Genomic DNA, 22,650 nt, shown 5'->3' with positions numbered 1-22,650 from the left:
TTTAATCTTCTAGCGGATCCCCAAAAAGTTTGTTCATATAATTTATATTTTCATTTTGCTTATTTTTATTTAAAAGCACATCTTTATTTGCATATACTATTTCGTTATTTATAGATTTTTCTTTTTTGGGTTCTATAATAATATCTGTTGCAAGTTTATTTTTAGAAAGATCTTGTGCTTCATGTTTTGCAAGACTAGTTTCTTGGCTATTTTCTTTAATGTATGCATCTATTTTTATTTTTGCATTATTACCAAATGTTTGCCTTAAAATCTTCATTATGATAGATGAATTTTTTCGGAGTATATCTTGATTTTCACCACTTGCACTTGAGTTTAAAACCATAGTATTATCATAAAAATTAACAAACTCTATACAATCATCAAAACATTTTCCTAACTCATAACTTCTATCATAAAGATTTACTAAAAATTCCTCATAAGGTGTTTTGGTTTTTTGTTCTACTTGTTGTAAACTTACTGGCGTAGATACATTTAATCTATCTGTTTTTTTATCTTGTAAAGAGCTTATCATCTCATCAATAGTTTTTAAATTTGTTGCTTCCATCATCATAAAAAACATTAATAAAAGTACAAAATTTCCATCCGTATCTATACTTAGCATTGATTTTGATTTGGATAAAATATTAAAAAATCTTTCACAAAGTAGTAGAGAATACCTACTGTCTCTCATTAAAAACTTATCTTTTAAATATAGTATCATTTCATCTATTATATTTTGAGCCTCATACCCTTCTAGTTCTTTTGAAATGTTTATAAGTGCGCCTCTATCACATTTTAAAATAATTTCAAAAATATTTTCTATTTTATCTGGATTAAGAAGTCCTAACATAGAAGAAACGGATAATTTTGTCAAATTTGAATTTGAAAAGATTATAGCTTGATCAAGTAAAGTTAGAGTATCTCTAAGTGAGCCACTGCCAGATCTAGCTAATATTTGCAAAACACCGTCTTCATACTTTATATTTTCGCTACTTAATATGTACTGCAAATGTTTTACTATATCATTTTTGTTTATAGATCTAAACCTAAAGTGTTGTGTTCTTGATATAATAGTAAGAGGCAACTTTAGTGGATCTGTGGTGGCTAAAATAAATTTAACATATTCTGGTGGTTCTTCAAGAGTTTTTAAAAGTGCATTAAATGCTTCTTTTGTAAGCATATGAACTTCATCTATAATAAAAATTTTAAATCTTGCAATTGCTGGCTTATATTTAGTTTGCTCAATCAAATCTCTTATATCATCTATCTTTCTGTGACTTGCAGCATCCATTTCTATAATATCTATATGTCTGTTTTCATTTGCCATTTTACAGTTGTCACAAACCTCACAAGGTATAGAACTTATACTTTCTGAACACACCATAGCTTTTGCAAAAATTCTAGCAGTAGATGTTTTTCCACTTCCTCTTAACCCAGAAAAAAGATACGCATGACCTAATCTTTGTATATCCAAGGCATTTTTTAAGCTTTTTACAACTTGATCTTGTCCTATAAGTTCATCAAAATTTTTAGGTCTGTATTTAAGTGCTAGTGCCAATAATTATTCCTCTTTTAAAATAAAATACATTTTATAACAAATCTCTTTATATTTCAATTTATTTTGATATAATGATAAAATTTAGATCTTGGAAATAGCATGAATAAAAAAATAATCATAATAATCGTTATAATAGCTGTTATTTTAGGTATAGTATTATCTAATATCTCTTTTGAAAAAAACTCAAATAATACAACTATTTCAAAAGATGAAGTAGCTAAAAATCTAAAACCCTTAGAATGCGATTTAGCTCAAAAACCTTGCAAAATAAAATATGGATCAAAGGATTTAGAAATATCACTTACTCCAACCCCAGTAAAAGTTATGATTCCTTTGGATTTATCAATAACTGGCCTTAATAATGACATTAAAGACTTAAATGTAAGATTTAATGGCGTAAATATGGATATGGGAACAATTAAAGCAAATTTAAAAAGCGTGGGATTAAAATATATGGCAACGGTTACACTAAGTGCTTGCGTTATAAATACAATGAGATATGAATTATCTTTATTCTCTGGAAATAAAGATTTAAACATCAAAGTATACTTTGATGTTTACCAATAACCTTTAGTCATTCATCACAGCTAGAAGTTCTATATTATCCTTTGTTTTAAGCATTTTAGAATATAAGAATTTAAGAGCCTCCACATCATCCATACTTGACATTGCACTTCTAATAATCCAAATTCTTTGCAAACTATCTGGTCCTTGTAAAAGTTCTTCTTTTCTAGTCCCACTTTTTAAGATATCTATAGCTGGATAAATTCTTCTATCTGAGATATTTCTATCAAGAACGATTTCACTATTTCCAGTTCCTTTAAATTCTTCAAATATAACTTCATCCATTCTAGATCCAGTGTCAATAAGAGCAGTTGCCACAATAGTAAGACTACCGCCCTCTTCTATATTTCTTGCCGCACCAAAAAATCTTTTTGGCTTGTGTAAAGCGTTTGCATCAACACCGCCGGTTAAAACTTTACCGCTAGATGGAGTTACTGTATTGTAAGCCCTAGCAAGCCTAGTTATAGAATCAAGCAAAATTATGACATCTTTTTTCATTTCAACTAAACGTTTAGCTTTTTCTATGACAAGTTCAGCTACCCTTACATGATTTATCGCTGGCTGATCAAAAGTAGAGCTGTAAACTTCACCTTTTACGCACCTTTGCATATCCGTAACTTCTTCAGGTCTTTCATCAACCAAAAGTACCATCAAATGAGCCTCTGGATGATTTATAGCAATTCCTTGTGCAAGCTCTTTCATAAGCTCAGTCTTACCGCTTCTTGGCGGAGCAACTATAAGTCCTCTCTGCCCTTTTCCAATAGGTGTAAAAAGATCTAAAACCCTACCTGTTAATTTTGACGCTTCATATTCTAAAACTATTTTTTGAGTTGGGAAAAGTGGAGTTAAGTTATCAAAAAGCGGTCTATCTTTTGCCTCTTGAAGTGGCATATAATTAACCGCTTCTATCTTTAAAAGTGCATAATATTTTTCTTGATCTTTAGGCTCTCTAACCTGGCCAGTTACAATATCTCCAACACGGAGTGCAAATTTACGAATTTGCGACTGGCTTACATAAGCATCATTAGCAGTATCGCTAAAATTTGCATCCATTGCTCTTAAAAAGCCATATCCATCATTTGTAATTTCTAAAATTCCAGTAAAAAGTATGAAACCGCCTTGTTTTGTTTGAGCTTTTAATATCTCAAAACATAACTCTTGTCTTCTAAACTCTTGTGGGTTTTCAACGCCTATTTCTTCAGCTATACTAACCAAACTTTTTATATCTAAAAGTCTTAAATCTTCTATCTTATAGCCATCAACGGGTATGTGAGTCCTTTGATGTTGTTTTTTGCCGTTTTCCATTATTCCTCTTTAAAAATTTTGCGTAGAATCACAAAAAGAATAAAATGTAGTTTTAAAGATATGATTCTATTTAAATTTTCTAAAATTGTCAAGAAATGCAAATATAAACATATAATTTTATCTGCATAAATTAATTATATTGGTATTTGGTTGCAGAGAGAGGACTTGAACCTCTGACCTTCGGGTTATGAGCCCGACGAGCTACCACTGCTCTACTCTGCGATAAAATCTAGTTTTACTAGATAATAGTGGATGGGGTAAGAGGATTCGAACCTCTGAATGACTGGACCAAAACCAGTTGCCTTACCGCTTGGCTATACCCCAATATTTTAAAATGAAAGATAATTATACACAATTGAAAATAAAATGTCAAGATAAAAAGGAGATAAAAAATTAATTTTCTTTAAAAGCACCGATTTTTAATATTTTTTGCATTCTTTTTTCTAAAAGTTCTTCTTTTGATAATTTATAAAGTTCATCCAATGTATTTAGTATGTAAGCACCAATTTCTTTAACAGCACCATCTTTATCTCTATGTGCTCCATTTATTGGTTCTTTTATAACATTATCTATTAAATTAAGCTCCATTAAATCGTCCGCGGTTATCTTCATTGCCTTAGTTGCAACTTCGCTTTTTAAAGGATCATTCCATAAAATTGCAGCACAACCTTCAGGAGAAATAACAGAAAAAACAGAATTTGTAAGCATGGCAAGCCTATCTACAACACCTATTGCCAATGCACCACCACTTCCACCTTCTCCTATAACAATAGCTATAGTTGGTGTAGCAAGGTCACTTAGCATGTATAGATTTTTAGCTATAGCTTCACTTTGACCTCTTTCTTCAGCTCCAATTCCAGGATATGCGCCTGGAGTATCTATAAAAAATATAACTGGCAAAGAAAACTTCTCAGCCATTTTTGCAAATCTCAAAGCCTTTCTATAACCCTCAGGATGAGGCATACCAAAATTTCTTTTTAGCTTATATTTTGTTCCTCTACCTTTTTGTTCGCCTATTACCATAACTTTTTGTTCTGCAATATATCCCACATAACAAACTATAGCAGGGTCATCTCTATATGCTCTATCGCCATGAAGCTCATAAGCATCATTAAGCAATGCTCTTATATAATCAAGCGCATAAGGACGATCTGGGTGCCTAGCGAGTCCTAGGCGTTGAAATTCATTTAAATTTTTATATGTTTTTGAAATTTCTTTTTCTAAGTTTTTACTCAAAATTTCAACAGCATGAGTATCGCCTTTAATTTTAGCAGTAGCTATACTTTCATCGAGCTGTTTGATATTTTTTTCAAAATCTAAATAACTTGCCAAATTTAGTCTACCTTTTTAAAAATCAAAGATCCATTTGTTCCACCAAAACCAAATGAATTGCTCATAATAGTCTTTAAATTAGCTTTTCTTGGTTTATTTGGCACATAATCTAAATCACACTCTTCGTCAGGTGTGATATAATTAATAGTAGGAGGAATAACCCCTTCTTTCATTGCCATCAAAGATATTACCGCTTCTATAGTTCCAGCAGCACCCAAACAATGTCCGATTTGTCCCTTTGTAGAACTAACAGGTGGAACTTTTGATCCAAAAATCTCTTTTAACGCTGCCGTTTCATTTTTATCATTTATAGATGTTGATGTACCATGAGCATTTATATAATCAATTTGAATATTTCCAGCCATTTTAAGTGCTTTTTCCATCGCTCTTCTTGGACCATCTACAACCGGAGATGTTATGTGATGAGCATCACCACTTTCACCAAATCCAATCAACTCACCATAAATTCTTGCGCCTCTAGCAATAGCATCATCGTAATTTTCCAATACCAAGGCAGCAGCACCTTCCCCCATAACAAAACCATCTCTATCTTTGTCAAAAGGTCTTGATGCACTTTTAGGATCATCATTTCTAGTTGAAAGTGCTTTCATAGCAGCAAATCCGCCTATACCAACAGGACATATAGCAGACTCTGCGCCAACAACAAGCATTTTATCAGCACAACCAAGCATTATTGATTTTGCAGCTTCACTAATCGCATGAGTCCCAGCAGCACATGCTGTAACGCATGATAAATTTGGGCCTCTTAAAGAGTGATTTATGGAAATAATTCCTCCCAACATATTTACTAGTGCTGATGGTATAAAAAATGCAGATATTCTTCTTGGTCCTTTTTCCAAACACACATTTGAATTCTTTTCTATATTTGGAAGCCCTCCTATACCAGCAGCTGAACAAACACCAAAATTTTCACCATCATAGCTATCAAATTTGGCATCATCCATCGCATCTTTAGTAGCTTTTATACCCAGTTGTATAAATCTATCTATCTTTTTAACTTCTTTAGGATCTACTACACTTAATGGGTCAAAGTTTTTGACCTCAGCAGCGATTTGAACCGGAAAATCTGTAACATCAAATTGAGTAATTCTATCAACACCGCTTTTGCCTTCACATATAGCCTTAAATGCACTATCTTTATCAAGCCCTAGCGCATTTATCATTCCGATGCCTGTTATAACAACTCTTTTCAATGCATATCCTTAAAATCTAACTATTTATTTAAATTTTCTATATATGTTACAACATCTTGAATGCTAAGTAGTTTTTCAGCATCGCTATCTGGAATAGAAACATCGAATTTCTCTTCTAAAGCCATTACTAGTTCAACAACATCTAACGAATCAGCGCCCAAATCTTCAATGATTTTTGATTCCAGCTTTACGCTTTCTGGACTAACACTAAGTTGCTCTACAACTACATCTCTTACATCTTCAAATACTGCCATTTACAGCTCCTTATAAAATATAAAATGCAATTATAAAATATTTTACCTTAAAAACTACATATAAAGCCCGCCGTTGATTTTTAAAACATCTCCTGTAATATATGATGAATAGTCGCTTAACAAAAATGCAACACCATTTGCTACATCAGTTGTAGTTCCAAATCTTTTTAGTGCAACCAAATCTGTATATGACTTTTTAATATCATCGCTGAGCTTATCAGTCATATCTGTTTGGATAAATCCCGGAGTAATACAATTAAAGCGTATATTTCTACTTGCTCCTTCTTTGGCAAAACTTTTTGACATAGCTATCATACCACCTTTACTTGCTGAATAATTTACTTGCCCGGCATTACCCATTTCTCCTACAATAGAAGCTATATTTACAACCGCACCAAAGCGTTTTTTACTCATTACTTTAAGAGCTTCTCTTGAGCCAATAAATGCTGAGGTAAGATTTGCATCTATTATGCTAGTAAAATCCTCTAACTTCATGCGAAGTGCTAATTTATCGTTTGTAATACCAGCATTATTTACAAGATAGCTTAATTCACCATCACTTTGTATAATCACATTTATAGCATTTACAAAATCTTCTTCATTTGTAACATCAAATTTGATTACAGCAACTTCACCACCATTTGAGCGAATCTCTTCAGCCAAAGCATCTGCTATGTCAGGATTTGAGCGGTAATTTATCCATACTTTTAGTTTAAAACTAGCTAATACTTTACATATCTCTGCTCCTATCCCCCTAGATCCGCCTGTTACTAAAACATTTTTCCCACTAAATTTCATATTATTCCTTTTTATTTAGATATATAATATTACAAGAAAATTTTAAATTTATTATAAAATTTCATTTTCTAAAATCCCAATTCCTTCTATCTCACACCTTATACTATCACCGCTTTTTAAAAATTTTGGCGGATTAAAGCCTATACCAACACCACTTGGAGTACCCATAGATATAAGACTTCCTGCTTTTAGCTTCATGCCTTTACTAAGTTCAGCTATGACAAAACTTTCGTCAAATATCATATTTTTGGTATTTGAATTCTGTCTTAGTTCGCCATTTACAAAGCATTTTATATATAAATTTGAACTATCTATCTCGTCTGCGCTAACTATCCAAGGACCAATCGGACAAGATGCGTCTAAGCTTTTACCAAAGTAAAACTGCTTATGGCGATTTTGCAAATCCCTTGCACTGATATCATTTATGATGGTATAGCCAAAAATGTACTCTTTTGCGTCTTTGATATCCACATTTAGAGCATCTTTTGAGATTATAACTCCAAGTTCAACCTCATAATCAAGCTGAGATGTAATATCGCTATGAGAATTTATAAACTCGCCACTTCCAATAGCTTCATTTACTCTTTTTGAAAAATACACAGCGTACTCACGCTTACCATCAAAATCTTTGTTTTTAAATTTATAACTCTCTTTTGCATGATCCATATAGTTTATTCCAAGACAAATCACATCTTGAGAAGGATTAATCGGTGCTAAAAGTTTGATTTCATTCATACTTACTCCATAACTTTTTAGTGATAAGTTTTTTAAATTTTCCATATCTTTTGAGCTATGATTTACTATAAATTCATGCATATTGCCGAAATTTACTCCTGCTTCATTAAATTTAAACACGGTTTCATCCACACCCAAAACACCCAAGAAAATAGCTTCATTTTCCATAAAAGTTATAAATTTCATTCTAGCCTTTCTTAAATTCTATTATTTTAAATTTCTCTCCCATAACTCTTGGATCTATGAGATGTTTGATTTGCGAGATAGCATTTTGATAGGCATTAAATCCTGCTTTTTGTTCAATCTCGCTTACTAAATCCATTATGCCAAAATCAAGTAAAGCATTTCCCTGCTTTTGAAATTTAACCATTTTAAAGCCATTTTTCTCAAAAATATTTTTTAAAAGAGAGAAATTTACATCATAAGTTATATCACTAATACCAAAAAAATCTTTTAAATTTGAAATCTCAAAAAAATTATAAACTTCATGATTTTTATAAATCCTAAGCGTAATTCTTTGCTCATTTATAGTGTAGCCATAATCAGCCGTTAAAAACCAGCATTTTTTAGCACATTTATAAATTTCTTGTACAAAATTTTCTAAATTTATAGGAAGTTCGCCATTTGTTATATTAAATTTACTCGCTAAACTTTTGGTTTTTTCATCCATTTTTTCAAAAACAGGCTTTTCATTTTTTATAAAAAGCATTTTATCGTCTTTGATAATTTCGCAAGCAAACGTGTCTAAAAGCTCATTGCACATAAAAAATGCATTTTCAAAACTACACTCTTTTAAACTTGAATGATGAAAGACATTTATTTCACTAGTAAAGCTTGTTTTAAATTTAGTTTTTTGTAGCTGTTTTAAATTTTCGTGCGGTTCAATGATGTGAAATGTTAAATTTTTTAACATATCTTTATCAAAACTAAATACGCCTTGTATAAAATCAACCATCATACTGCCATCGTTTGCACCAATTTCTACGATATCGCACTCGGGTTTTATCTCGCCATTTTTTACCAAGCTTATAAAATGTTTTGCAAGCGTTATGCCAAACATAGATCCAACACTTACAGCGGTATAAAAATCGCCGTTTTTACCTATTTTTACACCATTTTTATAGTAGTTTTGATTTGCCCAAAGTTCAAAATACTCGCTAAATTTCATACTCATCAAGAGCTTTTTTAAATCTTTTAAAGCCCTCTTTCATATCTTTTTTGCTTATATTTAATGGCGGCAAAAACCGCAAAGTGTCATTGCCTGATTTTAGGATTAAAAGTCTGTTTTTAAGACATAAATCATAAATTTTACCAAAATCAACCCCATCATTTACTTTTAGTCCAAGCATTAATCCAAGCCCTGTTTTTTCTTTAAAAATTTTAGGATATTTCGAAACAAAAAGTTCTAGTGCATCATTAAATTCACGTACAGTATAATCTAGCTTTGAAGATTTTTTTAGTTTATTGAGTTCTTTTAATGCAGTTATACCTGCTGCAGTAGCTAAGAAATTTCCCCCAAAGGTACTTCCATGTTCGCCAACTTCAAAAACATCTTCTTTTACCAAGCAAGCACCTATTGGTACACCACCAGCTAATCCCTTTGCAAAAGTTATAACATCTGGTTTGATATCATAGTGCTTTGATGCTACAAACTCACCAGTTCTATACACGCCACATTGAACTTCATCGGTTATCAAAAGCAGGTTTTTTTCTTTTAAAACCTTAGATAGTTTAAGAACTTCTTTTTTATCAAGCGCTTTTATACCACCTTCACCTTGAACAAGCTCTATCATAACTGCAACAGTATCTTCACTAATGTTTTTTATAATCTCATCGATGCTATCAAAAAATTTAAACCCTTTAGGATATGGAGCAAAGCACTCTGGATGAAATTTATCCTGACCATTTGCTGTTAATGTTGCAAGTGTTCTTCCATGAAAAGAATTACTTAATGTTAGTATCTCGAATTTATGTTTTTCAAATTTAACATATCCGTATTTTCTAGCATATTTTATAGCGCATTCATTTGCCTCACAACCGCTATTACAAAAGAAAGTGTAGGTTTTTTCGCCAAGTGTATCACCAATAAGTTTAGCTAATTTTTCTTGTGTTTTTATGTGATATAAATTTGAACTATGAATAATATTTTCAGCTTGGTTTTTTATAGTTGCAACTAGTTTTTTATAAGCATGTCCTAACGAACAAACCCCAATGCCAGCACCAAAATCTATATATTCATTCGACTTATCATCATAGAGTCTAGCACCTTTTGCACTCACAAAACTAACATCAGCTCTATTAAAAAGATTCATCAAATACATGTTTACTCCAATGTTCCTAAATTCCACTTTCTATAATACGCAAGCATCCTAAATGCTATACCAAAAGATAGCAAACACATAAAAGTTACGATATTATCAGCAATACCTATTAGATGTAGCACATAGTAAATCGCACTTATAAGTATAGCTACGCTTCCATAAAGTCCACTTAGTAAAAACCAAGGAACTTCATTTAGTATGATATCTCTTAAAAGACCACCACAAACTCCATTGATAAAACCAATTGCTATAACGCCAAAAACATTATAATCATACTCTATGGCTACAATAGATCCAACTATCGAAAATGCAACTACATCTATAGCATCAGTAAAAACAAAAGCGGCATGCGTTTTTATCCTATCGTTTTTATGAAGTTTTAGTATTATAGCAAGTGTCATGACAGCTATGACGATAGAACAAGGCATATAATGAGTAAAAGAATAAAGTGGTCTACCAACCGTGATATCTCTTAAAATACCGCCACCTAATGCGGTCAAAAAAGAAGATATAAAAATACCAAGAAAATCACACTTCTTTGCTACCCCAAAATAAAATCCACTAAGTGCAGCTGAAGCTATGCCGATATATTCAGACAGCAAAACTATATTTATATCCACTTTTTATCTTTTAAATTTAAAATTTACTTCATGATAAGATAGCTGTTTAAAGCACCAATATATGCTTTTGCTGTAGCCATAATAGTATCAACATCTAATCCATGTCCCATTACAGCTTTTTTGCCTTCAAACTCAACCTTTACAACAACCTTAGCAAGTGCATCTTTTCCCTGTGAAACAGCATCAACTTGATAATCTTTTAGCACACCATCTATATTTGAAATTCTATCAATTACCTTAAATATAGCATCAACTGCACCGTTTCCTAGTGCAGAATCGCTTATAATCTCATCATTATGTTTTATGCTTATTGATGCACTTGCATGAGCTTTATTACAAGAGCTTGAGCTAAGAGCAATAATCTCATAAGCTTTAGGAATTTTTGTTATCTCATTTGCAACCAAAGCCCTTAAATCATCATCAAATATATCTTTTTTCTTATCTGCTAAATCTTTAAATTTAGCAAATGCTCTGTTTAGCTCTTCGTCATTTAAATCATAACCTAAATTTGAAAGTTTATCTTTAAATGCGTGTCTTCCACTATGTTTACCAAGAACTATAAAATTATCTTCTTCTATGCCAATATCTTTTGCCGACATTATCTCGTAAGTTTGTGCATGTTTTAAAACACCATCTTGGTGAATACCGCTTTCATGAGCAAAAGCATTTTTACCAACTATTGCTTTATTTGGCTGTGGGTCGATACCAGTTATATTTGCAACAAGCCTGCTTGTAGTATAAATTTCTTTAGTTATGATGTCAGTATAAAATGGCTCAAATACATCTTTTCTTGTCTTAAGATTCATAACTATCTCTTCAAGAGCTGCATTTCCAGCTCTTTCACCAAGTCCGTTTATAGTACATTCAACCTGCCTTGCGCCAGCTTTTAAACAAGCCAAAGTATTTGCAACACCAAGACCCAAATCATTATGATTATGCACAGAAATTATAGCTCTTTTACCTATAAAATCACTCATCTGTTTTATCATATCAGCTAGCTCGGTTGGAAGTATATAACCAACTGTATCTGGTAAATTTATAGTTGTAGCGCCAGCTTTTATAACGGCATCAACTATTTCCTTCATAAATGAAATATCGCTTCTACTTGCATCTTCGCAACTAAACTCAACATCATCAACAAAGGTTTTAGCGTAAGTTACAGCATTTACTGCTTTTTTTATAACTTCATCTGGACTTAATTTTAACTTATACTCCATATGAATTGGACTTGTAGCTATAAAAGTATGAATTCTTTGATTTTTGGCTTTTGATATAGCTCCAGCTGCTGCTTTTATGTCATTTTCAATAACTCTTGCAAGAGAGCAAACTTTTATCTTATCAACTTCTTTTGAGATAAGCTCTATTGCGCTAAAATCCCCTGGACTTGCTGCAGCAAAACCAGCTTCTATAATATCGACTCCTAGTTTTTCAAGTTGAAGAGCAATTTGGATTTTTTCTTCTGTGTTCATCGAAGCGCCAGGGCTTTGTTCACCATCTCTTAAAGTTGTATCAAAGATTATAATTTTATTGTAATCCATATTTTGCCTTTAAATTTATAAAATTATTTCTATATATTTTTTGAAAATTTAACTTTATAAATATTATAAATTGCTCTAACTATTCCATATAAAACATATCCAGTTGTTATTGCAAAAGCAAACTCCAATGTATAAAGATATAAAATAAAAAATATTAGCAACAACCATACTAAAACTTTTAAGAAATTTGCTTTTTGATAATCAATTTTTTTAAAACTAGGATATCTAATATTGCTAACCATTAAAAGTGCCAATCCAGCTATAACAAAGATTAACAACCATTCATAGCCTTGCATAAAAGGATATTCTAAATAAAAAGCAATCCAGACAGAACTTACAACAGCTGCAGTTGGTATAGGAAGTCCTATGAATACACTTGGTTCATATGTTCCCGTAGTTACATTAAATCTAGCTAGTCTTATAGCTCCAAAAACAACAAACATACCAGCAACAAGTGAGCCAAATTTACCAAAATTATGTCCATAAGTAAAGTAAAATAACATAGCAGGAGCGACGCCAAATGCTATAATATCAGCCAAGCTATCAAATTCTAAGCCAAATTTAGAAGTAGTATGAGTAAGCCTAGCAACTCTTCCATCTAAACCATCTAGCAATAAAGATAAAATTATATAAAGCACAGCTTTTCCATAGTGACCATTGGCCGCAGAAATGATACTTATAACTCCAACAAATGCACTTGCTGCTGTAAATAAATTTGGTAGAATATATATAATTTGTGGTTTATTGCCGCCTTCTTTCATATCAAGCCTTTTCTTTCTCTTCTTTTGGAAAACTTAGCCTAGTTGGCATAGAATTTTCTTCTTCATACTCTTTAATAATATTTCTAACTTGTTCGCCTGTTATGGTTTCTGTTTCATAAAGCGCGGTTACCATTTTTTCTATAGCACCGCTGTACTCTTGAAGCGTTTTTAAAACATCTTCAAAACGATCAGAAAGTGTATTTTTTACAAACTCATCTAACTTTTTAGCCATATCATCGCTATAATCTTTTAAGCTTTGTCCACCATTTAAAAACATATTTCTTTGTTTTTCAAGAACCATTAAACCAGCAATATCGCTCATACCATACATAGAAACCATAGCTTTAATAATATCAGTTGCTCTTTCTAAATCATTACTAGCACCAGTTGAAATTTCTTTTATAAAAATTTGCTCAGCAGCTCTACCACCAAGAAGTACATCAACTCTTGCTATAAGCTCATGTTTTTGCATCAAAAATTTGTTTTCTTCTGGTGTATTTAATGTATACCCAAGAGCAGCTAAGCCTCTTGGGATTATAGAAACTTTTGTAACTTTTTCTGCACCTTTTGTAACTTCTGATATTAAGGCATGTCCACATTCATGATAAGCCACTATTTTCTTTTCTTTTGCATTAATACGGCGAGATTTTTTCTCAAGTCCTGCAATAGTTCTCTCAACAGCTTCAACTAAATTTTGTTGATTTACGCTTGAACTAGCATTTCTTCCAGCTAAAAGCGCTGCTTCATTTATAATGTTTGCCAAGTCTGCTCCAGCAAGACCAGCCGTAAGTCTTGCAAGTGATTCTAAATCAACATCGCTTGCAAGCTTGATATCCTTGCTATGCGTTTTAAGTATAGCAACTCTTCCTTCAAAATCAGGCTTATCAACTAATACTTGTCTGTCAAAACGGCCCGGTCTAAGAAGAGCAGCATCTAATACCTCAGGTCTATTAGTTGCAGCTAAAACTATAACAGGATTTGAATCGGAGTTAAAGCCATCCATCTCAGCTAGAAGCTGATTTAAAGTTTGTTCTCTTTCATCATTTCCACCATTAAAACCATTTGCTGCTCTACTTTTACCAATGGCGTCAATTTCATCTATAAAAACAATTGCTGGAGCTTCTTTTTTTGCATTTTCAAAAAGATCTCTAACCCTACTAGCTCCAACGCCAACAAACATCTCTATAAAACTTGAGCCTGAAACCGAGAAAAACGGTACATTTGCTTCACCTGCAACAGCTTTGGCAAGTAAAGTTTTACCAGTCCCTGGAGGTCCTACAAGTAGCACGCCTTTTGGAATTTTAGCACCAAGAGAAATATATCTATCCGGAAATTTAAGAAAATCAACAATCTCTTTTACTTCCTCTTTTGCCTCTTCAACACCAGCAACATCATCAAATTTAACTTTTGGCTTTTCTGAACTAACAAGTTTTTTACTACTTCCAATACCTAATATTCCATTGCCCATATTTTTTTGCATTCTACTTGCAAGAAACATCCAAATTCCAAAAAATATAATAATAGGCAATACCCAAGAAAAAAGCATGTCGCTTAGCCAGTTTGTCTCACTATATGCGCCATATGGGATGTTATTTTCTTCTAGTAAATTTACCAAAGTATTGTCATTTACTTTTTTTGCAACATACACTACCTTAGGTCCATTAGACGAAGATACACCTTTTACTGTTGTACCACCTATGCCTACTTCATTTATACTTTTGTTTTTTATAAGATTTTTAAATTCTGAATAACTTATATTTTTTGTAGAAGTTCCTTGTCCAGCAAAACCACCAACACTATCTTCGCTAAAACTTCTAAATCCCAGCACTATAACTATAGCAAATATAGCAAAAACTAGTATTGGATTTTTATTAAAGAAGTTATTTCCATTACTATTTTTATTGTTATTATCATTCATATCTTTTTACCATTTTCCCTTGAAATTATTTTTTAAACACAAAGCTAGACCATTCGTTTAGCTTTTCGTGTTCCAAAAGAGTCAAATCTTTAAAGTTCTCTTTTATTCTATCATCATATTTATTTAATATACCAGATAGTAAAAGATATCCATTTTTATTTAAAGCCTTTTTAAGGTCTTTTTCCAATATAAAAATTACATCGGCTATAATATTTGCAACAACTAAATCGTAAGTTTTATTTAAATCCGATATAGATCCACACCAAAAATTATTAAGTTTAACTGCGTTTTTATAAGCATTAGATATAGTGCTAGTTATAGCTTGCTCGTCTGTATCACAACCATCTATAGCAAGTCCTAATTTAGCCATTATAATGCTTAAAATTCCACTTCCACAACCAACATCTATGGCTGTTTTAATCTCTTTTGCATATTTTTGTATAAGTTTTATGCAAGTTGAAGTTGTTTCATGATGCCCAGAGCCAAAAGCAAGAGCTGGATCTATAATAATATCTATAAGATCTTTTTTAGGTTCTTCCCAACTAGGCCTTATGTAAAAATCACCTATTTGTATGGGTCTAACACTATCTTGATATTTTTTTATCCAGTCAATATTTTCTTTTTTTTCTAGTTTACTTTCTACTATAATTTCTTTGCCATAAATTTCTTCAAGGCGTTTTGCGTATTCATTAATTCCCCAAAGGATATCACTTAAATCCTCTTCATCTCTTATTATTAAGTAATCATCTTTTTGCTCTATGCAAGTTATACCTAGTGAAAAAATAAAATCCAAAAAAAGTTCATAAAAAGCACTGGGTTTTATACTTAATTCAAAAAAATGATCTCTCATTACCCAAGAACGTCTTCTAGTTTCTCTTTTAAAACCTGGGGCGTGAAAGGTTTTACTATATAATTATTTACTCCGGCTTTCAAAGCTGTAATAACTTCAGCTTTACCACCTTCTGTTGTAACCATAATAATAGGCATATCGATATATTTTTGCTCAGCTCTAACTTTTTTTACAAGCTCAAGACCATTCATTTCAGGCATATTCCAGTCTGTAATTAGTACATTTATGTCAGGTGTTTTACTTAAAATATCCCATGCCTCAACTCCGTGTTCTGCTTCCAAAACCTCTTTATGCCCAAGTCTGCCAAGGGTATTTTTTATAATTCTTCGCATTGTTGAGCTATCATCCACAACTAAGAGTTTCACAACTTTATCCTTTCAAATATTTGGGTAATTGTAACAAATTTTATTTAACAAAACCTTATCAAATAGTAGCATAATTAATTAAATATTTATTTTAAATGCCTCTTTTAAATCTAAAGTTTTTTCATAATATGCTTTTCCTACTATAACTCCATAAATTTTGCCACTATTTTTAAGAGTTGTAATATCATTTATATCTTTGACTCCACCGCTTGCGATAGTTTTTATCCCACTTATATCGGCAATTTCTTCACTAAATTTAACATTTACACCATTAAGCATTCCATCTTTACTAATATCGGTACAAATTATAGTATCTACACCATCTTTAGAGTATTCTTTTGCTAGATCAGTTGCCTTTTTATCAATTATTTTTGTCCATCCCTCAATTGCAACTTTACCATCTTTTGCATCAATTCCAACTGCAATTTTATATTTTTTAGCCATTAATGAAACAAAATTTCTATCTTTAATAGCAATAGAACCTAATATAAATCGCTCTACTCCTACATTTTTATATCTTATTATAGCATCTTCATTTCTTATGCCACCACCAATTTCTACTTTTAAATTTGTATTTGAAATAATTTTTTCTATAGTTTTAAAATTTATAGATTCCCCTGCAAAAGCGCCATCTAAATCAACCAAATGAAGCCATTTTGCGCCCATATCTTCAAACTCTTTTGCTAGCTCCCAAGGTTTGTCTGAGTAAATTTTAGCACTACTCATCTTACCTTTACTAAGCCTAACGCAAAGCCCTTTTTTTAGATCAATTGCTGGCAAAATCTCCATTACATCTCCACAAAATTTTTAAATATTTGCAAACCATTTGAATGACTTTTTTCTGGATGAGGTTGAAAAGCCATCACATTATCTTTACAAATAGCACTTACAAACTCATATCCATATTCACTTTTTCCCAAAATACATTTTTCTTGCTTGCAAATTACATGATAGCTATGAACAAAATAAAAGTACACATTATCATTTAAATTTTTAGTTATTTTGCAACTTTTTGTAAATTTGATGGCATTCCAACCAACATGTGGTATTTTTAGCTTTCTTTCAAATTTATTTTCATCAAACTTAACAACTTCGCCTTTTATAATTCCAAGTCCTAAGTTTTCTCCAAATTCATAACTTTTTTCAAATAAAAGTTGCATTCCAAGGCAAATTCCTAAAAATGGTTTTCCACTTTTTATAAACTCTTTTATGCTTTCATCAACTCCATTTGATCTTAATTTTTCCATAGCATCACCAAAAGCGCCAACACCAGGAAGTATTATTTTATCAAAATTTTTAAGTTTATTAGGATCTTTTATTACTTCGCAATTCGCACCAACATACTCCAAAGCATTTTTTACACTTTGTAAATTTCCAGCATTATAATCTATAATTCCTATCATCAAACAACGTTATCTTTTTTATTTGAAGCCCTATTAAACTCAGGAACAATTTGTTTTAAGATGTTTTCTATATCTTGTTCATCTTTTTTTTCTATTAAATTTAAAATCTGAGCGTTTAAAATAGATATATCGTATTTTTCAGAATGCGTTACAAAGATTGATTCATAGCAAGTTTTACTATCGCTTTCATCCACTAATAACTCTTCATATAGCTTTTCGCCAGGCCTTAAGCCAACAAATTCTATACCTAAGTTTTGCTTATTTGAAAGTTGTAACATTTTTTTAGCAAGATCAACTATCTTGACAGGTTCACCCATATCAAGCACAAAAAGTTCTCCACCTTTTGCAATAGCTGCAGCTTGAAGCACAAGCTGACAAGCTTCACTAACAAGCATAAAGTATCTTACAATATCGGGATGAGTTACAGTAAGTGGTCTATTTTGTACAATGAGTTCTTTAAATTTAGGTATTACAGAGCCACTACTACCCAAAACATTTCCAAATCTTACAGCTACAATTTCAGTTTTTCCGCTTTCATTTGAGTTTAGTGAGTAAAGTTCGCAAACTCTTTTTGTGGTTCCCATTATATTTGTTGGACGAACTGCTTTATCAGTTGAAATCAAAACAACCTTATTAACTTCGTATTTTTTAGCAAGATCTATAACATTTTTTGTACCCATAATGTTGTTATTTACAGCCGAATGCGGATTAAACTCACAAAGCGGAACATGTTTATAAGCCGCTGCGTGAACAATCAAATCTATATTATGAGATAGAAAAATTTTCTCAAGATCATCTTTGAAAACTACATTTAGCATTTTTAAAACATTTCTTTTATCGTTTGTAATTTGGTCTATTTTATAAAGGTTGTATTCACTATGATCGACCATTATAAGTTTGCTAGCCCCAAATTTTAAACACTGTTTACAAATCTCGCTTCCTATTGTTCCGCCAGCTCCTGTTACCATAACTACTTTATCTTTTATAAACTCTTCTATCTTATTTAAATCAAGATCTTTGGGTTTTCTAGCAAGCAAATCTTCAATAGATATATCTTTTATGTTATTTTGACCATCCTCAAGTAAAGAAAATATCTTAACTTCAGTTATGCCATAACCAACCAACTCATCATAAAGCTCTTTAAGTTCTTCCGGCCTTAAGGCTAAAGCAATTATAGCTGTTTTTACATTATATTCTTTAATCATATCCTTGATTTTATCTTTTGAACTAACTATATAATTTTCATAATAAGTTCCTACCAAATCAGATCTTCCATCAACTATGCCAACTACATAATAATTTATATACTGTTGTCTTATGCCCTTTAGAACATGCATAGTTTTACTGGTTGCACCAACAACTATACAAGGTTCGTTATTGCTGCCTTTTTGCCTTTCTAAAAACATTCTTTTAGAAATTCTAAGTCCACTTAAAATCAAGTAAGATACCGTTGCGTCTATTATGATAATACTTCTTGGAAAGGGGTTAAATATATCTGCAAAGAAGAAAAAAACAGCTGCAAAAACAGCACCTGCAAAAACATGTGCATAAAAAATTCTTCTAGCTTCATATAGTCCAAAAAATCTCCAAGGAACCATATAAATTTTAAGAATAGCTAAAAAAACTACTTTCAAACTAGCTAGAGAAATCCCACTAAGAATCATACCTTTGTAAAAATTGTTTGGTATGTCTCCACTAAAACGAAGCAAAAAAGCTACATATATAGATATAGCAAAAACTAAAATATCAGCAAATAAAAAAAATGTAACTCTTTTAAATTTGCTTGGCTTTAAAAACATTATATAGACCTTTTTATAATTTCACAAACTCGATTTACACTCTCATCACTCATATCACTACCGCTTGGAAGACAAATTCCTCTATTAAAAAAGTCTTCGCTAGTTCCATCAACTATACAATCTTTAGCTTGGAAAACTGGCTGCATGTGCATTGGTTTCCAAAGTGGCCTACTTTCTATGTCTTCTTTTGCAAGAGCATCAATTACTTTCAAATGTACGCCTTTTTGTTTGAAAAGCAAAGTTGTAAGCCATCTATTACCCCTACTTCCATCAAGTTCTGGCATAAAATCTACATCTAAACCATTTAAAAGTTTTGTATAAAGATCAAAAATTTCTCTTTTTCTATTAACTCTATCTTCCAATACTTCCATTTGACCAACGCCAATTGCACCAAGAACATTACTAAGCCTATAGTTATAACCAAAATCCAAATGCTCATAATGAACAAGAGCTTCTCTTGCTTGAGTACTATAATATCTTGCTTTATCCACTAATTTTTCATCATTTGATATAAGCATTCCGCCACCGCTTGTTGTTATAATCTTATTTCCATTAAAGCTTAATGCACCTATTTTACCTATAGTTCCAAGAGCTTTGCCTTTATAAAATCCACCAAGCGCTTCTGCTGCATCTTCTATGAGAATAATATCATTTTCATCACAAATTTGCGCTATCTCATCCATTTTAGCAGGTTGACCATAAAGGTGAGTTACAATTAGAGCTTTTGGTTTTTTTTGTGCATTTTTTATAGCTTTCTTAAGAAGTTCTGGACTAAGATTCCAGCTCTTATCCGAATCTATAAAAATCGGTTCGCATCTTTCATACATTATAGGATTAACAGAAGCAATAAAAGTAAAACTTGATGCCAAAACAACATCACCATCTTTAATACCTAAAACTCTTAATGCCAAGTGAAGCGCAGCAGTTCCAGCATTTAAAGCAAGGGCTGATTTTACTTTTGTGTAGTTTTTAATACTATCTTCAAATTTATTAACATATTCCCCAAGCGGAGCTATATAATTACTTTCAAAAACTTTTTTTACATACTCAAATTCATTGCCACCCATATTTGGCGGACTTAAAAATACTCTAGCCATAATATATCCTTTTTAAAAAATCTAATTATATCAAAAAAATGATTTAATATTATTTTTTAAAAATTTATAATTCTATATATGATGTTTATTTATGTATAAAATAAGAGCCTAATAACTCATATTTTATAGCTTTTTAGTGGCTGTAATTCTACGTTGATTACAGTAAGATGTTGATTTTAGTTTTTTGAGGATATCAAGCCTAGCTCTAGAACTATAAGTATCGCCTAAATACAGGACTCACGCTCTTAGAAGCAACTAGTTTATCATCCTCAAATAAGTTCTATTTTATACCAAGTGACTTTATCACTTGGATGCATTATGCCATCTTAACCAACTGCAAGGTCAGTACTAGTTTAAATTTTAAAAATCAAAAAATCCCTTAAGGCAGTATTTAGTGCTCAACATGCTGATTAAAGTATTTTACTGACTCATAATCCTCATTTAATCTTTTTTCATAAAAAGTAGATTTATTTTGATCTATTACACTATTATTAGGATAAAAAACGCCATCTATTATAAAAATTGCAATAATTAAAAATAATATTATAGCAACAAAGATCATCTTATATCCTATCTCTTTAGACCATTTACAATTTGCAACATCTCATCACTTGTTGTAATTGCTTTTGAGTTTGCTTCATATGCTCTTTGTCCAGTTATAAGATCTGTCATCTCCTCAACAAGCTGAACGTTACTCATCTCAACAAAGCCTTGTTTTATTTGACCAATTCCCTCAGTTCCAGCAACTCCTACAATAGGTGCTCCACTTGCTGAAGTTTCAAGAAAGTTATTATCTCCCATTGAGTGAAGCCCACTTGGGTTTACGAATGTTGCAAGTTCGATTTGCCCAATTTGTGTCATCTCTTGATTTCCAGGCTGCAAAACAGAAACGGTTCCATCAACACCCACTGAAATTTGCATAGCATCTGGCGGTATAACTAAATTTGGATTTAGCATATAACCATCGGAGTTTACTATATTTCCATCGCCATCAAGCTTAAAAGCACCGTTTCTAGTATAAGCTGTCGTTCCATCAGGAAGTTGGAGTTGAAAAAATCCATTACCAGTTATTACCATATCTAAATTGTTGCTAGTTTCTTTAAAATATCCTTGACCATGAAGCTTTGTAATAGCAGTAGGTCTTGCACCAAGACCTACTTCAATACCAGTTGGACTCATAGTTGTTGTACTAGTTGGAGTTCCTGCATAAGTCATAGTTTGATACATAAGATCAGCAAACTCAGCTCTATTTTTCTTATAGCCTATTGTATTAACGTTTGCAATGTTGTGTGAAGTTGTGTCTATTTGTGTTTGTTGTGCTATCATACCGGTTGCTGCGGTATAAAGTGATCTCATCATAATTTATCCTTTATTTACGGTCTAGTTGATGCTAACTTTTGTATAGCATCTTGGTTTAAATCATTCATATGCGAAGTCATAACTTTTTGATACATATCAACTAGTCTATTGGTTTGTATAAGTCCAACCATCTCCGTTACTGGATTGATATTTGACATTTGAGCGTATCCTTGTAAAACAGAACCACTATTATCCACGTCGCTCAAATCATCTAATTTATCTAAAACGTAAAGATTATCGCCTTCTTTTCTTAGATCTCTAATCTCCCTTGGCTGAGCTACAAAAAGTCTTGAAACTAAATCTCTTCCCGAAAATACATTTCCATTTTTATCTATTGTAACTTGAGTATTTATTGGTATTTTGATTTCTCTAGTATCTGCTGTAAAATATGTGCTAGGAAGAACTTTATACCCTTCTTTTGTAACCAAATTTCCTTCGTTATCTAAATTAAATGCACCATTTTTTGTTAGTCTTACGCCATTATCAGTTTCTACTAAGAAAAATAGATCTTTTCTACCCATAGAGACATCTAAGGGATTTGAGCTATATTTAAGTGGACCATGAGAAAAATCAATATATTGTTCACTAACTTGCGGCACTCTATCTATCGTTCTATTTAGAAATTTAGCAGCTTCTTTGGTGTGATTATTTAGAGGCAAAATATCTCTAGTTTCTTTAAATATTCTCTCAAAATCACCTACTACAACATCATCTCTTTTAAATCCTATAGTATTTGTATTAGCAAGATTATTTGATATAACATCAAGTCTATTAAACTGTGTAACCATAGCACCTGTTACTTGATAATAACCATTTTGCATATTTCATCCTATAAATATTTTTAAATAATTAAGCAATT

Annotated in this window: 23 protein-coding genes and 2 tRNA genes; 1 reads left to right on the top strand and 24 read right to left on the bottom strand. The window is 31.7% G+C overall.

The annotated features are described in order from the left end of the window. Nucleotide 1: 1 nt before the first annotated feature. Nucleotides 2-1,558, bottom strand: coding sequence for a DNA polymerase III subunit gamma/tau (locus tag ACZ5VL_RS05870; RefSeq protein WP_464198072.1), 1,557 nt, complete (start codon nt 1,556-1,558; stop codon nt 2-4). A 99-nt stretch (nt 1,559-1,657) separates the two neighbouring features. Here ACZ5VL_RS05870 and ACZ5VL_RS05865 point away from each other — a divergent pair, with 99 nt between their 5' ends. Then, entirely contained in the window at nt 1,658-2,125 is a 468-nt protein-coding gene (locus ACZ5VL_RS05865) for a hypothetical protein (RefSeq protein WP_464198071.1), read from the top strand. Between the two features lie 3 nt (nt 2,126-2,128). Here ACZ5VL_RS05865 and rho read toward each other — a convergent pair whose 3' ends face one another. The 23 genes from rho to ACZ5VL_RS05750 form a co-directional block, all read right to left on the bottom strand. Next, nucleotides 2,129-3,427 carry a transcription termination factor Rho gene (rho, locus tag ACZ5VL_RS05860; protein ID WP_464198070.1) on the bottom strand — a complete coding sequence of 433 codons (1,299 nt, stop codon included), beginning with the start codon at nt 3,425-3,427 and terminating at the stop codon, nt 2,129-2,131. A 147-nt stretch (nt 3,428-3,574) separates the two neighbouring features. Continuing rightward, nucleotides 3,575-3,649 (bottom strand) — tRNA-Met (locus ACZ5VL_RS05855). Between the two features lie 27 nt (nt 3,650-3,676). Continuing rightward, nucleotides 3,677-3,751: transfer RNA gene (locus ACZ5VL_RS05850), tRNA-Gln, on the bottom strand. A gap of 69 nt (nt 3,752-3,820) precedes the next feature. Then, a complete protein-coding gene (gene accA, locus ACZ5VL_RS05845; protein WP_464198069.1) occupies nt 3,821-4,759 on the bottom strand; it encodes an acetyl-CoA carboxylase carboxyl transferase subunit alpha in 939 nt (312 codons plus the stop codon). Between the two features lie 2 nt (nt 4,760-4,761). Continuing rightward, nucleotides 4,762-5,973 carry a beta-ketoacyl-ACP synthase II gene (locus ACZ5VL_RS05840; RefSeq protein ID WP_464198068.1) on the bottom strand — a complete coding sequence of 404 codons (1,212 nt, stop codon included), beginning with the start codon at nt 5,971-5,973 and terminating at the stop codon, nt 4,762-4,764. 20 nt (nt 5,974-5,993) lie between these two features. Next, nucleotides 5,994-6,227 (bottom strand): acyl carrier protein, encoded by a 234-nt coding sequence (acpP, locus tag ACZ5VL_RS05835; RefSeq protein WP_033916139.1) that lies wholly within the window; start codon nt 6,225-6,227, stop codon nt 5,994-5,996. A gap of 54 nt (nt 6,228-6,281) precedes the next feature. Continuing rightward, the gene (fabG, locus tag ACZ5VL_RS05830; protein ID WP_464198067.1) at nt 6,282-7,025 is read right to left on the bottom strand and encodes a 3-oxoacyl-ACP reductase FabG; all 744 of its coding nucleotides are present in this window, start codon (nt 7,023-7,025) and stop codon (nt 6,282-6,284) included. A 51-nt stretch (nt 7,026-7,076) separates the two neighbouring features. Beyond that, on the bottom strand, nt 7,077-7,946 hold the full coding sequence (locus ACZ5VL_RS05825) for a fumarylacetoacetate hydrolase family protein (RefSeq protein WP_464198066.1): 870 nt from the start codon (nt 7,944-7,946) through the stop codon (nt 7,077-7,079). Nucleotide 7,947: 1 nt separating this feature from the next. Further along, the gene (locus ACZ5VL_RS05820; RefSeq protein WP_464198065.1) at nt 7,948-8,934 is read right to left on the bottom strand and encodes an SAM-dependent methyltransferase; all 987 of its coding nucleotides are present in this window, start codon (nt 8,932-8,934) and stop codon (nt 7,948-7,950) included. Further along, entirely contained in the window at nt 8,918-10,081 is a 1,164-nt protein-coding gene (locus ACZ5VL_RS05815) for an acetylornithine transaminase (protein WP_464198064.1), read from the bottom strand. Before ACZ5VL_RS05815 ends, ACZ5VL_RS05820 begins: the two co-directional genes overlap by 17 nt. 2 nt (nt 10,082-10,083) lie before the next feature. Further along, the gene (locus ACZ5VL_RS05810) at nt 10,084-10,701 is read right to left on the bottom strand and encodes a trimeric intracellular cation channel family protein (protein WP_464198063.1); all 618 of its coding nucleotides are present in this window, start codon (nt 10,699-10,701) and stop codon (nt 10,084-10,086) included. A gap of 23 nt (nt 10,702-10,724) precedes the next feature. Continuing rightward, nucleotides 10,725-12,239, bottom strand: coding sequence for a 2-isopropylmalate synthase (locus ACZ5VL_RS05805; protein WP_464198062.1), 1,515 nt, complete (start codon nt 12,237-12,239; stop codon nt 10,725-10,727). Nucleotides 12,240-12,268: 29 nt separating this feature from the next. Continuing rightward, nucleotides 12,269-13,000, bottom strand: a complete 732-nt coding sequence (gene pssA / locus ACZ5VL_RS05800; protein ID WP_464198061.1) for a CDP-diacylglycerol--serine O-phosphatidyltransferase — start codon at nt 12,998-13,000, stop codon at nt 12,269-12,271. A gap of 1 nt (nt 13,001) precedes the next feature. Further along, the gene (gene ftsH / locus ACZ5VL_RS05795) at nt 13,002-14,918 is read right to left on the bottom strand and encodes an ATP-dependent zinc metalloprotease FtsH (protein WP_464198060.1); all 1,917 of its coding nucleotides are present in this window, start codon (nt 14,916-14,918) and stop codon (nt 13,002-13,004) included. Between the two features lie 25 nt (nt 14,919-14,943). Next, a complete protein-coding gene (locus tag ACZ5VL_RS05790; protein ID WP_464198059.1) occupies nt 14,944-15,768 on the bottom strand; it encodes a 50S ribosomal protein L11 methyltransferase in 825 nt (274 codons plus the stop codon). Beyond that, nucleotides 15,768-16,133, bottom strand: coding sequence for a chemotaxis response regulator CheY (locus tag ACZ5VL_RS05785; protein ID WP_464198058.1), 366 nt, complete (start codon nt 16,131-16,133; stop codon nt 15,768-15,770). The genes ACZ5VL_RS05790 and ACZ5VL_RS05785 overlap by 1 nt, the downstream gene beginning before the upstream one ends. A gap of 78 nt (nt 16,134-16,211) precedes the next feature. Beyond that, nucleotides 16,212-16,922 (bottom strand): 1-(5-phosphoribosyl)-5-[(5-phosphoribosylamino)methylideneamino]imidazole-4-carboxamide isomerase, encoded by a 711-nt coding sequence (gene hisA, locus ACZ5VL_RS05780; protein WP_464198057.1) that lies wholly within the window; start codon nt 16,920-16,922, stop codon nt 16,212-16,214. Further along, nucleotides 16,922-17,536, bottom strand: a complete 615-nt coding sequence (gene hisH / locus ACZ5VL_RS05775; protein ID WP_464198056.1) for an imidazole glycerol phosphate synthase subunit HisH — start codon at nt 17,534-17,536, stop codon at nt 16,922-16,924. Before hisH ends, hisA begins: the two co-directional genes overlap by 1 nt. Next, nucleotides 17,536-19,335, bottom strand: a complete 1,800-nt coding sequence (gene pglF, locus ACZ5VL_RS05770) for a UDP-N-acetylglucosamine 4,6-dehydratase (configuration-retaining) (RefSeq protein WP_464198055.1) — start codon at nt 19,333-19,335, stop codon at nt 17,536-17,538. Before pglF ends, hisH begins: the two co-directional genes overlap by 1 nt. Continuing rightward, nucleotides 19,335-20,432 carry a UDP-N-acetylbacillosamine transaminase gene (gene pglE, locus ACZ5VL_RS05765; protein ID WP_464198054.1) on the bottom strand — a complete coding sequence of 366 codons (1,098 nt, stop codon included), beginning with the start codon at nt 20,430-20,432 and terminating at the stop codon, nt 19,335-19,337. The genes pglF and pglE overlap by 1 nt, the downstream gene beginning before the upstream one ends. Nucleotides 20,433-20,823: 391 nt before the next feature. After that, the gene (locus ACZ5VL_RS05760; RefSeq protein WP_464198053.1) at nt 20,824-20,994 is read right to left on the bottom strand and encodes a hypothetical protein; all 171 of its coding nucleotides are present in this window, start codon (nt 20,992-20,994) and stop codon (nt 20,824-20,826) included. Between the two features lie 8 nt (nt 20,995-21,002). Then, nucleotides 21,003-21,791 carry a flagellar basal-body rod protein FlgG gene (gene flgG / locus ACZ5VL_RS05755; protein ID WP_464198052.1) on the bottom strand — a complete coding sequence of 263 codons (789 nt, stop codon included), beginning with the start codon at nt 21,789-21,791 and terminating at the stop codon, nt 21,003-21,005. A 14-nt stretch (nt 21,792-21,805) separates the two neighbouring features. Continuing rightward, nucleotides 21,806-22,612, bottom strand: a complete 807-nt coding sequence (locus ACZ5VL_RS05750; protein ID WP_464198051.1) for a flagellar hook-basal body protein — start codon at nt 22,610-22,612, stop codon at nt 21,806-21,808. Nucleotides 22,613-22,650: the final 38 nt, after the last annotated feature.

Source organism: Campylobacter sp. GTC17093, from assembly GCF_055397635.1.
The sequence above is the reverse complement of the archived record's forward strand: the minus strand, read 5'-3'. Positions and strand labels throughout refer to the sequence as shown.